Below are 14,940 nucleotides of genomic sequence, written 5' to 3' on the forward strand. Positions count from 1 at the left end.
ACACTCCTATCTTGGCTTACCTATTTCGATAGGCAGAGCGGGTAGGGAGAGGGCTAATTTAATAGAAGGTTAGAACTATGTTTAATTGGATGGACCGATATTTCGGTCTACAGGAAAGTGGGACAACAGTTAAACGGGAAATGACGGCAGGACTGGTCGGCTTTTTCACGGTAGTGTACATTATTGCCGTCAATTCGCTGATCTTGTCTGAAGCGGGCATGCCGATTGAAGCGGCGATTGTCGCAACGATTGCGGCTTCGGTCTTCGGCTGTTTAATCATGGGCTTCTGGGGCAACGCGCCGATTTTGCTGGTGCCTGGTATGGGAATCAACGCGTTGTTCTCCTATACGATGGTTCAGTCGATGGGCTTGTCGTGGCAGGAAGCGCTGGCCGTCGTTTTTGTGTCGGGTATTATTTTTGTAGCAGTGGCGTTTACGCGGTTTGCTAAGCTGTTGAGTGCAGCAGTACCTCATTCGCTGAAAGAAGCGATTACGGTCGGATTGGGTTTATTCCTTATGCTGATCGGCCTTGAAAAAGGCGGCATTGTCGAGCGCGGGACGAGTTCAATTCTGGCACTCGGTTCGCTTGCAGAAGCACAGGTGCTGGCGACAGTGCTGACGTTCCTCATTGCGATTGTGCTGTTCATCCGCAATGTACCGGGAAATTTCCTGATTACAATTGTGGCAGGGACGGCGATTGCATCGTTTTTCGGCCTCATCGACTTCAGCGGCCTGAACGAGTCCTCAATCACTGCAGCAGAAGCTTTCGAGGTGTTTGGTGCATTGTCTTTCGGCAATATCCTGTCGATGACGTTTTGGGTGGCGGTGTTCTCGCTGACGATGGTGCTGGTGTTTGAAAACATCGGGCTTGTCCATGGGCAAGTGGCATTCATCGAGCGTCCGGAGAAATTCGGCCGTGCATTTCAAGCGACTTCGGTGTCTGCAATGACTTCCGGTATTTTTGGCACAAGCCCGACCGTGGCAACGGTTGAAAGTGCAGCCGGTATGACTGCAGGTGGCCGGACAGGCTTGACGACGATTACAGCCGGTTTGTTGTTTCTGGTCGCGTCGTTCTTCATTCCGGTCATTAAATTGATCCCGGACAGCGCCATTGCACCGATTCTGATCATTATTGGCGGACTGATGCTGCAAAACATCAAGAACCTGGATCTGGCGGATATGACCGAGAGTTTCCCGGCGTTGCTGATTGTGGCATTGATTCCGTTTACGTACAGCATTGCAGACGGCATCGCTTTCGGATTCATCTTGTATCCGATTTTGAAAATTGCAACCGGCAGATGGCGTGAAGTTTCACCGACCCTGTTTGTCATTGCCGGCTTATTCCTGGCGAATTTCGTGTTTCATTATGTAAGCTGAGGCTATTAAACAAGTAACGCACTTGCAGAGGCAAGTGCGTTTTTTCTTGCGGCGGTGTACAATAAAGAGAAGAAGATCCAAAAGGAGCGGATAAAATGAAATACACCAAATCCAAAATGGAGCAGTTGGTCAGCGATCATCCGGAATTAAAAAAGCGGTTGAAAGTGTTGATGAAGGAAATGGAATTGGAAAAAGGCTTTGCGTTAAAGGCTCTTTACCATTCAGAAGTGACGGACAACGGACCTTACCAGAAGGATTATCAGGACCTGGACTGGGAATAAAGTTATAAAAAAACTATACAAAAACGCCCTCAATTCAATAATTGAGGGCGTTTTTGACTGCCTTAAAAATTTTGTTCATCCAGCCATTGCTGCCATACTTTCAAATCGCTGCCCAAATACCAGCGGTTGCCTTCAACTTGTTCGCAATCGACCCCTTGCCCTCCAAGAATGAAATGGAGTTCAGGTTTGGCGATGGCCAACGCATCAATGTATTCATTGGCTGTTTTCAACAACTTAGGCGAAGCGATGGACATACAAACCATTTTAAAGTTTTGTTTAGCGACCATTTCTTCCAAACCGTCAAGCGGTGTATCCGGTCCGATATAGATGACAGGATAGCCATTTTCCCGCAGGAATAACGTGAATAACAACAGTCCGAGCTGATGCTGCTCGCCGCTTGGGCTGAGTGCCATCACCTTCGGCAAATTCGGTGAAATCGGGAAAATCCGGAAAAACTGGTTAAAACGCTGTTGGACAATATGGGTGATCATGTGCTCGTGGGCGACGCTGATGACACCATCTTCCCAAGCCTCTCCGATGCGCACCATCAACGGGGCAATAATATAAAAAAAGACTGTTTGGTGATGGAATAAGGAAAAATGCAAATCCAATAAATAATTGAAGCGTTCGGTATCCATCTCGGCCGCAGCCTGGAAAAGTTGTTCTATTTGTTCGTCGTATTCCAAAGCTTCCCGTTTCGGAAGTTCTTTATTGGGGACGATGAATTTTTTGCGTGAAGCATGAAGCTGTTTGACGGCTTCGCTGATTTTCATGCCGTTTTCCTGCACTTGTATTTTGAGCCATTTCAAATCTTCCAGATTTTGATCCGAGTACAAGCGATGACCGGATTCTGTTCGTGCAGGAGTGATCGCTTCGTAGCGCGTTTCCCAGGAACGAATCGTCACTTTCGGCATATCTAAGATTTTGGCAGCTGCTTTAATGTTATACATAGCATTACCTTCATTCTATAGATTTTGTAGTTGGCGTTGTACAAATATTATACAACGTATAAACAGATGCGTAAAGTTCTAGCCGTTATCCTACAAAAAGAAAAAACGGGCTCTCCTAAGAGAACCCGCAGCATTATTCATTAAAGAGCTTCAGAAGCTTTAACGGCACGTGAACGTTGCCACGCCACAGTGATGAACATGGTGATGATCAGCATAATTAATCCTAGAATGAAAGGATAGATGATGTTGATGTCATAAAGGACGCCGGCCAGCAACGGCCCGATCACATTCCCGATGCTCATATACGCATTGTTCATGCCCATGGCAAAGCCGACTTCACCGTCAGCCATTTTCGAAATCAAGGTGTTGAGGACAGGACGCAAGATGGAAGTAGCCATAAAGATGATCAATGAAACGGCGAAGAACATAACGTAACTTCCCGCAAACAAGGACATCAGGAAACCGAAGGCTGCGACACCGAGAAAAGAAACCAGAATGGCCACTTCACCGTAACGGCGGACAATGCGGTCAACGATAAACAATTGCACAATAACGCTGACGACTCCCGTTGCAGTAATCATAAAGGCGATGTCTTTAGCAGTTGAATTGAATTGGTTATCCAAGTACAGGCCAACTACTGACTCGTAAGCCAGCAAGCCAAAGCTCATGACGAGCGTAATGATCAATGGGATAAAGTACGGCATCTTGGTAGAGCGGCCGATTTTTGTGAACATGGATTCTTCATCCGTTAAAGTAGCGGCCAGTACAGGATTAGCGTCTGTCGCATCCTGTTCTTTCAGCCAGATGACAGAAAAGAGAACCGCGCCTAAAGAGACCAATGCTGAAACAAGGAAAGGCAATTTCAGGCCATAATCCGCAAGGAAGCCACCGATTCCGGGACCTACCACAATTCCCAGTGACATTGCAGCAGAAACGAGGCTTGTGCCTTTAGCACGCTGGTCAAAAGTCGTAATATCAGCGATATAAGCAAAAATTGCAGGAATCAGCATAGCTGCTCCCACGCCGCCGATGACGCGTGACAAATACAATACCCAAATGGCATCAGAAGCATAAAAAACGAACATGGAGATGGTTAAACCAAGAAGCCCGTAAATGATCATTTTCCGGCGTCCGTATTGGTCGGCCCATTTTCCGGCAATTGGCGAGAAGACGAATTGGGCAGCCGCAAAAATGGCGATCATCAAGCCTGCAGCCATGCCGCCTTGATTAATCGATTCCAGATAAGAAGGCAGGATTGGAATGACAATCCCAAAGCTCGCGATGGCGATGAACATATTGATCATCAAGATAAAAATTTTCTTTTTTTGGTCTGGAGACATGACAAGTACCCTCTTTTCTTCTATATATTGTTACGAAGTTTTTTTCTTCAGCTTTTTTATATTATTTGAGCTTCCACTTCTTGTCAAAGGAACAGACTTGAATTTTTTACCGCTTTATAACCTTGTAAGTAAACAGAATCTCTAGACTGGAGCTTCAGCTTCAACAGCATGATTCATTGTCATTAAATAGAGCGTTTTCTATCCCGATGTATGATGGCTGTATCTTCTGAAGAATAGTTATTGAAGAAAGTGAAAGCAGGGGATTGGTTTATTTTCAGATAATAGGGAATAAGGGATACTAAAAGATTGATCAAAATTTGAGACTGCTGAAGGTGATAGCTATGGATGAAAAACTTCAACGCATCAAAGCGATCGAATTACAGAATCGCATGGTCACAGCTGAAGAGGCGGCATCTTGGATAAAGGACGGGATGACGCTTGGACTGAGCGGATTTACACGAGCAGGCGACGCCAAGGCCATACCGTATGCATTAGTCCGCCGCGCAGAAACGGAGCAGTTTAAAGTAGATGTCCTCAGCGGAGCTTCACTTGGTTCGGGTGTCGATAAATTATTGGCGGAAGCAGGCATCGTCAATAAGCGGGCACCGTTTCAGGCTGAACCGGCCATGCGGAAAAAAATCAATGAAGGTGAAATGCTGTTTGTCGATCACCATTTGTCCCAGACTGCCGAATGGATCCGTGCCGGCGTCATTGGACCGATTGATTTTGCAGTAATTGAAGCTTTGTCTATAACAGAAGACGGTATGATCATTCCCACGACATCGGTCGGAAACTCATCAGTTTTTGTCGAGCACGCCAAAAACGTCATAATTGAAATCAACCTTTCACAACCACAATTATTTGAAGGAATACATGATATTTATGAGCCGGGCATGCAAGGGCAGCGATCGCCGATTCCGTTGACAAAAGTCGATGACCGAATTGGCACAATCGGAATTCCAGTCGACCCTGAAAAGGTCCGCGGCATCGTCTTTACGGCGCAGGAAGATTCGCCTTCGACCATTCTGCAGCCGGATGCTGAATCTAAAGTGATGGCCGAGCATCTTTTGGATTTTCTCCGGAAGGAAGTGGCTTCGGGGCGGTTGAGCAACCGGCTTGCACCTTTGCAATCGGGAATTGGTTCAGTAGCGAACGCGGTTCTTCACGGCCTCATAGATTCCGAATTTGATAACCTGGAAGTCTATTCGGAAGTGCTCCAGGATGCAGTGTTCGATTTGATCGATGCTGGGAAAGTGAAGTTTGCTTCTGCATCGTCCATCACGTTGTCCGAAGAAAAGATGAAGAAGGTGTTTGGGGATTTCGGCACATACCGTGACAAGCTTATTTTGAGGCCGCAGGAAATTACCAATCACCCAGGCCTCATTCGCAGGCTTGGGTTGATTTCCATCAACACGGCACTGGAATTCGATATTTACGGCAATGTTAACTCAACACACGTATCCGGTACGAAAATGATGAACGGCATCGGCGGTTCGGGCGATTTTGCCCGCAATGCCCGCTTATCGATCTTTGTCACTAAGTCGACTGCCAAAGGCGGCAGCATCTCGAGTGTTGTGCCTTTCGTATCGCATGTGGACCACACGGAGCATGACGTCGATATCGTTGTGACTGAACAAGGGTACGCCGATTTGCGTGGGCTAGCTCCGCGTGAGCGGGTTCCTTTGATTATTGAGCGCTGCGTCCATCCAACGTATCGGGAGCAGATGCGTTCATATTACGAAGAAGCACTTCTTCGCGGTGGGCAGACGCCTCATGTATTGGAAAAAGCTTTTTCCTGGCATAATCACTTAGCCGCCAACGGCACAATGCATTTATCGGAATAAATAATACGAAACCAGTCCTCCTGCAGGACTGGTTTTTAAAATATTGGATAGACTTTTGATGTATAATCAAAATATTGAGTTGAAACAGGAGGGTTACTATGGAAAGCATTAAGTTGGATGCGCTGTTGGATGTCATTGGGGAATTGTTCTCTGATGAAATTTCAATAGCCGTCACAAACACAAAGGAATACATTTATTACAGGCCGAGCAAACGGGTCGATTTGAAAATAAAACCAGGCGATCCTGTAAAGCCAGGGACGATTGCCCATAAAGCATTGCAGGCAAACCAAAAAACCTCGGAATTTATCAACCGTGAGCTTTTCGGCGTCCCGTACCACGGCATGGCAGTGCCATTTGAGCATGAAGATGTCCTGCAGGGATGCGTCATGGCGATTTACCCAGCATTTACCGAGGGGAAATCAGTGGTTACCGTGAAAAGTCCAGATGGCTGGAAGCCGATTCCTTTTACAGAAGTCAAATACCTGGAAGTGAAAGACCGCAAAACCCATGTCCATGCTGAAGGTTATTCAGGAACCAATAAAAATTCTCTTCAGGAATTTGAATTTTTGCTGCCCCGCGAATCATTTATTCGATGCCACCGGTCATTTATCGTCAATGTCCATCATATAGAAGAAATTTATCCGGATACCCATTCGACATTCGTACTTGCGATGAATAATGGAGAGCGGATTCCCGTCAGCCAATCCTACTCCAGCTATTTCCGGAAGCTTCTTGGATTTTAATGAATAAAAGCAATGGCGTCCCTTAGCGGCGCTTTTTTTTATGCGTGCAGTAAAAGACTTGAGAACACCAATGTTTAAATTACGGATAATTAAGAAAATATCGTTTTTTAAAGGTCCGATTTGAACCTTTTAATAAAATGCTGCTTCAGACATTCCTTTCTCTGCTTCGCGTCATTAAACTCTTTTCCAATCTTCAAAGCTCAATAACCTGTCAAAACAAGTTAAAATTATCTAATAATTAAGTTGTTAATAGATAATGAAAAACTATACCCTTTTTGCAAGAATCGCGATTTTTAACTGAGCGACCGCTCATGAAAACGCTTTATCAATTAAATATTATTAAAAACTAAAAATTGAAAGAGAGTGATTAGCATGGAAAAGAAACTTTCACGCATTAAAGCGGAACAATTACAGGATCGAGTAGTTACAGCAGATGAGGCAGCTTCATGGATCCAGGATGGCATGACTCTTGGACTTAGTGGATTCACGCGCGCAGGAGACGTTAAAGCGATTCCCCAGGCATTGGTTAAGCGTTCAGAAACTGAAAGTTTTAAAGTAAATGTCTTTACAGGTGCTTCTTTAGGTTCAGACACTGACCATATCTTTGCAGAAGCAGGAATTGTCAACAAGCGTTTGCCATTCCAGGCAGAGCCTGCAATGCGCAAAAAAATAAACGAAGGCGAAATGCTATTCGTGGATCACCATCTTTCCCATACAGCGGAATGGATCCGTACGGGCGTTACAGAGGCAATCGATTTTGCAATCATCGAAGCATTGTCCATTACAGCAGACGGCATGATCATCCCGACGACTTCTGTAGGAAACAACGCAATCTTTGCAAAGCATGCTAAAAACATCATCGTTGAAATCAACATGGCACAGCCTGAACGATTTGAAGGCCTTCATGACATTTACGATACTGGCAAACAAGGCGAACGCTCGCCGATTCCATTGACAGAGGCGGATCAGCGCATCGGCACTATCGGAATTCCGATTGATTTGGAAAAAGTGAGAGGCATTGTTTTCACTGACCAGTTGGATTCACCATCAAACATCTTGCCTCCAGACGAAGAAACGAAAATCATGGCCGATCATTTGCTTGAATTCCTGCGCTCAGAAATCCGTGCAGGCCGTTTAACAGAGAAATTAGCTCCTCTGCAATCCGGAGTTGGATCTGTAGCGAATGCTGTTTTGCACGGCATGATTGATTCTGAATTTGAAGACTTGGAAGTATACTCGGAAGTCCTTCAGGACGCAGTCTTCGATTTGATCGATGCAGGGAAAGTCAGCTTTGCTTCTTGCTGTTCCATGACTTTGTCGGAACCGAAAATGAACCAGGTTTTTGCTGATTTTGAAAACTACCGCGACAAAATTGTGATGCGTCCTCAAGAGATCTCAAACCACCCTGAATTGATTCGCCGACTCGGCTTGATTTCAATCAACACGGCTTTGGAGTTTGATATGTACGGAAACGTCAACTCGACACATGTATCCGGTACGAAAATGATGAACGGCATCGGCGGTTCAGGTGATTTCGCACGGAATGCACGTCTGGCGATTTTTGTAACCAAATCAGTTGCTAAAGACGGAAATATCTCAAGCGTAGTACCGTTTGTTTCTCACGTAGACCACACAGAACATGACGTAGATGTAGTCGTAACAGAGCAGGGCTATGCAGATCTTCGCGGCTTGGCACCACGTGAACGTGTGGAAGTCATCCTGGCAAATTGTGTACATCCATCATACCGCGCTCAACTTCGCGAGTACTATGACGAAGCATTAACACGTGGCGGACAAACACCGCATGTGTTGGAAAAAGCTTTCTCATGGCACGCTGACTTGGCGAAAAACGGCACAATGCTTCAGAAAAAAGAGCAATTGGTGTAAGAAAAGCGAAAGCTGCCAAATCAATCAAAAAACCAGGACGCTTAAAAGCGCCTGGTTTTTATTATTGGTTTCCATAAATTTCAGAAGTACTGCGCGTGTATAATTCAATGATATGGCCAAAAGGATCTTCAGCGTAAACCAGGTAATGAGATTTGCCTTTATTGATATTCCATATTTTGCTGCGTTGCTTGCCGCCGTACTGGACAGCTTTTTCAATGGTCCCAACCAGATCATCGACTACCAGGCAAATGTGAAAAAATCCGGCATGAGGTGAATAAGATTCGTTGTAGTATGTAGGATCCTGAAATTCAAACAGCTCAATGCCAACGCCACCAGAAGACATCAAGTGGACATTTCGCATTTTCTTCAATTCCTCCCCCTGCAAATCCAATGTCATCGCATCCGGACCTTCATCTGCCGCATTAAAGTTGAAGGGACCTGCCAGTATATAAAAATCAAATACTTTTCTGTACCAGTCGATGGCCTGATCCAAATCTGGAACAGCAAGCCCTACATGGGTAATCGCACTCATGAACCCCACTCCTTTCTATCTTTCTGTACCCAGAGAAAAGGAAAAGTAAGCAGTTATTTAAAACAGAGTTTTCTGTCTAAATAAAAATAGTTGTTGTCAAGCGTTATTTTTAGTATTATAATAAGCAATTGTGAAATTTGAAATGAGGGTCTGAAATGAAAAATTCCATCTATGGATTAACGATAGAACAGTTAAAAGAATGGTTTTTAGAAAACGGCCAGAAAAAATACCGTGCTGAACAGGTATGGGACTGGTTGTATATTAAACGTGTCACTGAATTCGCCGAAATGAACAACCTTTCGAAGGATTGTATTCAATTGCTTGAAGATAATTTTACAATCCGTACATTGAAAGAGACAGTCAAACAGGAATCTGCGGATGGTACAATCAAGTTTCTTTTCCAGATGCAGGACGGCAACTTGATTGAAACGGTATTGATGCGCTTCAAATACGGAAATTCCGTTTGCGTAACGACGCAGGTCGGCTGTAACATCGGCTGCAGTTTCTGTGCCAGCGGACTTTTGAAAAAGAGCCGCGACTTAAACGCGGGCGAAATCGTAGAGCAGATCATGCAAGTACAAGCGCATTTTGATGCACAGCAAAAAGATGAGCGCGTCAGTCATATTGTGGTAATGGGTATCGGAGAACCATTCGATAACTACACGAACTTGATGGGCTTCCTGAACATCGTCAACTCGCAAAAAGGCTTGGCTATCGGTGCTCGCCATATTACCGTATCAACAAGCGGTATCGTACCAAAAATCTACGATTATGCAGACGAAGGTTTGCAGGTCAACCTGGCGATCTCTATCCATGCGCCAACCAACGAATTGCGTACACGCATCATGAAGATCAACAAAGCGTACCCGATCGAGAAATTGATGGCGGCAATCGATTACTACTTGGAGAAATCCAACCGCCGCATCACGTTCGAGTATATTTTACTGCGTGATGTCAATGACCATGTGGAAGAGGCGAACCAACTGGCGAAACTGCTGGAAGACAAACGCCATCTATCATACGTCAACTTGATTCCGTATAACTCAGTTGATGAGCATGACCAATATCAGCAGAGCACACCGGAAGCCATTTCTGCTTTCTATGATGCATTGAAGAAAAAAGGCATCAATTGCGGCGTACGCCATGAGCAAGGCGCCGACATCGATGCAGCTTGTGGGCAATTGCGAAGCAAGCAAATCAAAAAAGAGAAAAAAGAAGTAACTGCATAAGGCGATAATGAAAAGCGTTCCTGATTAATTTCAGGAACGCTTTTTTATGTCTATAATTGGCAGCTTGCGCTTTTATTGATGTCTAGCTTCAGCAGCCAGCCTCTCGAGTCGCTTCAGCTTTACCAGGAATGGCAAAGAGCGCCATTACCGGTAAAGCTTCCAGCGCTTGTCGAGACTGAACGGCAGCTTGCGCTTTTCTTATTTCCCGCCAGATTGCAGGTTGATACCTTGTATAAAGTATTTTTGGAAAAAGAAGAACAGCAAAATTACCGGCAAGAGGACAAGCAAGGATCCTGCCATCAAATAATTCCATTGTGTGTTCATCTGGCCTTTGAAAACCTGCAGCCCGATTTGCAGGGTGTAGAGGTTTTCATCGTTCAGATACAAGAGCGGTCCCAGAAAGTCGTTCCATGCCCCGTTGAAGGAGAATATCGCTACTGTTGCAATCGCTGGTTTGGTCAAAGGCAATCCAATTTTCCACCAGATATAAAAATGATTGGCGCCTTCCATTTTGGCAGCTTCGACCAGCTCGTTTGGAATGGTCATGTAAAACTGCCGCAACAGGAAGATGTTGAATGCACTTCCGAAAAATGCGGGTACGACCAATGGAAAATAGGTATTAACCCAATTTAATTTTGCGAACAGGACATACTGCGGTATCAAGGTGACAAATCCTGGAATCATCATAGTGGCCAGGACAATGGCGAACAGCACATTTTTTCCGCGGAAAGGGATCTTTGCGAATCCATAAGCGATAAACGAATTGGACAGCACATTGCCGATGACGACCAATGTCGTAATGGTCAATGTATTGATCGTGTACTGCGTAAATGGCGCGGCTTCCCATGTGCGGATATAGTTTGCCCAATTCCAGGACTCCGGAAAGAATGTCGGCGGAAAGGACATGACTTCGGCCATGGTTTTAAGAGAAGTCGAGATCATCCACCAAAGAGGGGATAAAATCAGCAGGCTTCCTGCTGCCAACAAAACGAAATTGATGAGTTTCAGCATATTTTTTCGATTTCCGCGATGTTCAAAGTACCCAGGGTTTTCATTTCTGCCGGAGAGGGTTTTCAGGCTTTCTGCTTCTTCGACATAAGACGCGTCATCCGTGGTTTTAGCCATTTATTTTTCCTCCCCTTCATAATGCACCCAGCGCGGAGCAAGTTTTAAGTTGATCAAGGTCAGTACGAATACGATGACGAATAAAATCCAGGACATCGCCATGGCATAACCCATGTTAAAGTTTTCGAATGCCTGGCGCCACATATAAAGATTGTAGAACAACAGCGAGTTGGCAGGTCCGCCTTCGCCGTTGCTGGACATGACGTATGCTTCCTGGAAAATCTGGAAGCCGCCGATCAGGCTCGTAACCACATCGAAAAAAATGACAGGTGTGATCATCGGAAGGGTGATATGCCGGAATTGTTTCCAGGTATTCGCTCCATCAATTTCCGCTGCCTCATATAAGGACTTGGAAACCCCTTGCATACTGGCCAAGTAGAGCAGCATCGAGCCGCCAACACTCCACATCTTCATTAAGATGAGTGACGGTTTTGTCCAGTCCGGATCAAAAAGCCAATTCGGCCCATCGATATTAAACCAGCCCAGAATCAGATTTACCATGCCGGTTCCAGGGTCCAGTAATTGCATCCATAGCAAATAGACGCCTACGCCAGAAAGTACAGCCGGCAAATAATACAGCGTACGGAAAAAACGAATGCCAGGAATGTCCTGATTTAACAAAGCGGACAGCAAAATTGCGCCGATGGTGGTTAAAGGAACCGAAAAAGCTACAAAATACAAGGTGTTCCATAAAGAAGTCCAGAAAAGATTGTCTGCTGTAAAAAGTCCCTGATAATTCTCAACACCGATAAAGTCCATTCGGGAGGTGATGTTGTAATTCGTGAAACTTGCCATGAATGAAAATACCAGTGGCCCGGCAGTAAAGGCCAGAAAACCGATAATCCATGGCAAAACGAACAGGTAACCGTAAATGCTTTCCTTACGGCGCATCGTCAATCTTTTTTTCCCCAAAGGATTCCCCCCCTTACTGACTATTCTTTTCTACCAGACTTTCCACCTCGGCCTGTGATTTGGCCAATGCTTCTTTGGCTGTCATCGAGCCCAGGAAAAACTCCTCGATATTTGGATTAATGTAACTTGTGAAATCAGGTGCCACAACAGGAACCGGAGTCAAGAGCGTATATTCCATATTGTCGACAGCCATTTGATAGACCATTGAACCGTCATCTGTAAATTCATCGGTTTCTGCAGCTTTTTCCGCTGCTTCAATATTGGCCACATTATCGAAATTCTGGACAGCCCAATATTCCTGTGCGTCTACATCTGTCAGGTATTTAATGAATTCAAAAGAAGCTTCTGGATTTGCTGCGCCTTCCGGAATTTCAGCTACAAAACCGCCGCCCCAGCTGGTATGCCCGCTGCCGGTTTCAAATTCAGGGAGAGGCGCTACTCCGAAATTCAGGTCTTCCGCGTAATCACGGATTTGTGTATAGAAAGTAGGAGTGATGGCATACATCGCCAAACTGCCATTGAAGAACGGATTTCCTTGTTGGCTGTCGATCTGCGCTTTATAGGCGTTGATGACATTATCCCCGTATCTTGTCTGCCAGGTTTTCAGCCATTCGAGGGTTTCCAGATTGGCTGGTGTATCAATCTGAACATTGTTGTCTTCATCAAAATAATTTTGGCCATCGGAATTCAGCATCCAAACGTCGAAATCGATGCCCCATCTCGGATAAAAACCGATCCGTTCGTAATCATTGCCGTTTTTAACATCGAGCTTTTCTGCATATTCTTCGAGTTCAGCCCAAGTAGTGGGCGGCTTCTCCGGATCTAGACCGACTTCTTCAAAAGCATCCTTGTTATAGAAAAGGACACGCGTGTCGGTATTGAAAGGGATGCCGTAAGAATCTCCTTCGTGAAGTGTAGCGTTCCACAGTTCCGGATAGAAACGGTCTGAGATATCGTCTTCTTCAAGAAACTCTGAAAGATTCATTGCCTGGTTTTCCTGGCCACGAAGTGCTGTTGAGTTGATATCGTTTATTACCACATCAGGCGGATCCCCAGCAGCTATGGCAGCTAGCTCTTTTGTCCAAATATCTCCAAAAGGAAGATACGTGTGCTTTACTTCAATCTCATCCTGCGATTCATTGAAATCGGCAATAATCTGCTCGATTACCGGACGGCGAATTTCAGAACCCCAGAATGTCCAAAAGTCGATGACGGTTTTTCCATCTTCGTTGACCGCATTGTCATCATTATTGCTGGTCTGAAAGCCTGCACACCCGCTTAATGTCAAAGCCGATCCCATTAAACCAATTAAAAACAAGCGTTTTTTCTTCATTTCTTCCTCTCCTTTTCTGTTTTGATGGGCACAAGCTGGGGTATCTATAGAATGCATTAACTTCGACTTCCGAAGATTTAAATGGAATGCCCCAATAGCTCTTTTAGATTCGTTCCCCTTTCTAAAGGATTAAAAATCCCTCTAAACAAGCTTTTGCAGCAAGAACTCGCAATGTGAGTGCGTTTACATGATAATAAAAATTTGTAATTGACGGACAATTAACTATACTTAAGAAAAACATTCAAAAAGGGAATGCGGAATGGCAGAGATCAAAATCGAAAAGCTCGGGAAAAGATACGATAATGGTGCTCTTGCTGTATCAGATTTTAACCTGAATATCCAGGATGAAGAGTTTATCGTCTTTGTCGGCCCGTCAGGATGCGGGAAATCCACGACTCTCCGGATGATTGCAGGCCTGGAAGAAATAACAGAAGGTGAGTTTTTTATAGACGGCAAACTCATGAATGAAGTCCAGCCGAAAGAACGTGACATTGCGATGGTTTTCCAGAATTATGCCCTTTATCCGCATATGACCGTGTATGAAAATATAGCTTTTGGATTGCAGCTGCGAAAGTTCAAGAAAGCGGAAATCAAGCGGCGTGTCAATGAAGCCGCCGCTATTCTGGGATTGGAAGATTATTTAGACAGAAAACCGAAAGCATTGTCAGGCGGACAGCGGCAGCGTGTAGCTCTTGGGCGTGCGATTGTCCGTGACGCCAAGGTCTTCCTGATGGATGAACCTTTATCCAACTTAGATGCCAAACTGCGCGTTCAGATGCGTGCCGAAATCGTTAAGTTGCACAGACGGTTGAAAACCACAACTATATATGTAACCCATGACCAGACAGAGGCCATGACGATGGCTTCTCGAATCGTGATTATGAAGGATGGGCTGATTCAGCAGGTCGGCTCTCCAAAAGAAGTCTACAATTTTCCTGAAAACCGGTTTGTGGGCAGTTTTATCGGTTCTCCTGCCATGAATTTTTTTGAAGGAAGAATTGATAAGGGACGTTACGTGATGGGGGACAAAATGCTGGACATCCCACCACAGATGATGGAAATGCTGAAAAATGAAGGCTATGAAGGAAAATCAGTTACGCTGGGAATCCGGCCGGAACATATTCATGTGAACAATGAAGATCTGTCGAATATTCCAACCAGTGAGTTTGAAGCAGTCATCACGGTTTCTGAACTGACAGGAGCAGAAACGATTCTTCATGCGGTTTATGCCGAACAGGAATTCATTGCTCGCGTAGAAGCTACCACGACTATCGAGCCGGGCCATACGGCAACGCTTGCATTCGATATGGCTCACGTCCACTTCTTTGATGATGAAACGGGAAATCGGATAAAAGCTGTAGAATTTTCTGAATCTATGCTATAGTGAT

Annotated in this window: 13 protein-coding genes; 7 read left to right on the forward strand and 6 right to left on the reverse strand. The window is 45.0% G+C overall.

Translation table 11 applies throughout. The features are described 5' to 3' along the window. The first annotated feature begins 77 nt into the window (after positions 1–77). Positions 78–1,376: an NCS2 family permease gene (locus tag QMA04_RS02155; RefSeq protein WP_290183830.1), complete on the forward strand. Its 1,299-nt coding sequence runs from the start codon at positions 78–80 to the stop codon at positions 1,374–1,376. A 95-nt stretch (positions 1,377–1,471) separates the two neighbouring features. Continuing rightward, complete coding sequence (locus tag QMA04_RS02160) at positions 1,472–1,657, forward strand: hypothetical protein (RefSeq protein ID WP_142826756.1); 186 nt, start codon at positions 1,472–1,474, stop codon at positions 1,655–1,657. 62 nt (positions 1,658–1,719) lie between these two features. Here the strand turns inward: QMA04_RS02160 and QMA04_RS02165 are convergent, their stop codons facing one another. After that, on the reverse strand, positions 1,720–2,607 hold the full coding sequence (locus QMA04_RS02165; RefSeq protein ID WP_290183831.1) for a MerR family transcriptional regulator: 888 nt from the start codon (positions 2,605–2,607) through the stop codon (positions 1,720–1,722). 140 nt (positions 2,608–2,747) lie between these two features. Beyond that, the gene (locus tag QMA04_RS02170) at positions 2,748–3,947 is read right to left on the reverse strand and encodes an MFS transporter (RefSeq protein ID WP_191714860.1); all 1,200 of its coding nucleotides are present in this window, start codon (positions 3,945–3,947) and stop codon (positions 2,748–2,750) included. Between the two features lie 341 nt (positions 3,948–4,288). Here QMA04_RS02170 and QMA04_RS02175 point away from each other — a divergent pair, with 341 nt between their 5' ends. From QMA04_RS02175 to QMA04_RS02185, 3 genes are all read left to right on the forward strand, one after another. Further along, positions 4,289–5,791, forward strand: a complete 1,503-nt coding sequence (locus tag QMA04_RS02175) for a succinyl-CoA:acetate CoA-transferase ScpC (RefSeq protein ID WP_290183832.1) — start codon at positions 4,289–4,291, stop codon at positions 5,789–5,791. Between the two features lie 98 nt (positions 5,792–5,889). Next, complete coding sequence (locus QMA04_RS02180; protein WP_191714862.1) at positions 5,890–6,534, forward strand: LytTR family DNA-binding domain-containing protein; 645 nt, start codon at positions 5,890–5,892, stop codon at positions 6,532–6,534. A gap of 372 nt (positions 6,535–6,906) precedes the next feature. Next, positions 6,907–8,421, forward strand: a complete 1,515-nt coding sequence (locus tag QMA04_RS02185) for a succinyl-CoA:acetate CoA-transferase ScpC (RefSeq protein WP_290183833.1) — start codon at positions 6,907–6,909, stop codon at positions 8,419–8,421. A gap of 61 nt (positions 8,422–8,482) precedes the next feature. Here the strand turns inward: QMA04_RS02185 and QMA04_RS02190 are convergent, their stop codons facing one another. Next, positions 8,483–8,953, reverse strand: coding sequence for a VOC family protein (locus tag QMA04_RS02190; protein ID WP_290183834.1), 471 nt, complete (start codon positions 8,951–8,953; stop codon positions 8,483–8,485). A gap of 155 nt (positions 8,954–9,108) precedes the next feature. On the opposite strand from QMA04_RS02190, the gene rlmN reads away from it, so the two are divergent. Next, complete coding sequence (rlmN, locus tag QMA04_RS02195) at positions 9,109–10,182, forward strand: dual-specificity RNA methyltransferase RlmN (RefSeq protein ID WP_290183835.1); 1,074 nt, start codon at positions 9,109–9,111, stop codon at positions 10,180–10,182. Positions 10,183–10,380: 198 nt separating this feature from the next. Here the strand turns inward: rlmN and QMA04_RS02200 are convergent, their stop codons facing one another. Genes QMA04_RS02200 through QMA04_RS02210 form a run of 3 tightly spaced genes read right to left on the reverse strand, consistent with a single transcriptional unit; the run spans position 10,381 to position 13,552 of the window. Further along, positions 10,381–11,307 (reverse strand): carbohydrate ABC transporter permease, encoded by a 927-nt coding sequence (locus QMA04_RS02200; protein ID WP_356780852.1) that lies wholly within the window; start codon positions 11,305–11,307, stop codon positions 10,381–10,383. Then, positions 11,308–12,219 (reverse strand): carbohydrate ABC transporter permease, encoded by a 912-nt coding sequence (locus QMA04_RS02205; protein WP_290183836.1) that lies wholly within the window; start codon positions 12,217–12,219, stop codon positions 11,308–11,310. It abuts the gene before it with no gap. 13 nt (positions 12,220–12,232) lie between these two features. Beyond that, positions 12,233–13,552 (reverse strand): ABC transporter substrate-binding protein, encoded by a 1,320-nt coding sequence (locus QMA04_RS02210; protein WP_290183837.1) that lies wholly within the window; start codon positions 13,550–13,552, stop codon positions 12,233–12,235. A 259-nt stretch (positions 13,553–13,811) separates the two neighbouring features. On the opposite strand from QMA04_RS02210, the gene QMA04_RS02215 reads away from it, so the two are divergent. Continuing rightward, complete coding sequence (locus tag QMA04_RS02215) at positions 13,812–14,936, forward strand: ABC transporter ATP-binding protein (RefSeq protein WP_191714866.1); 1,125 nt, start codon at positions 13,812–13,814, stop codon at positions 14,934–14,936. Positions 14,937–14,940: the final 4 nt, after the last annotated feature.

Source organism: Planococcus sp. APC 3900, from assembly GCF_030407735.1.
GTDB classification, from domain to species: Bacteria; Bacillota; Bacilli; order Bacillales_A; family Planococcaceae; genus Planococcus; species Planococcus notacanthi.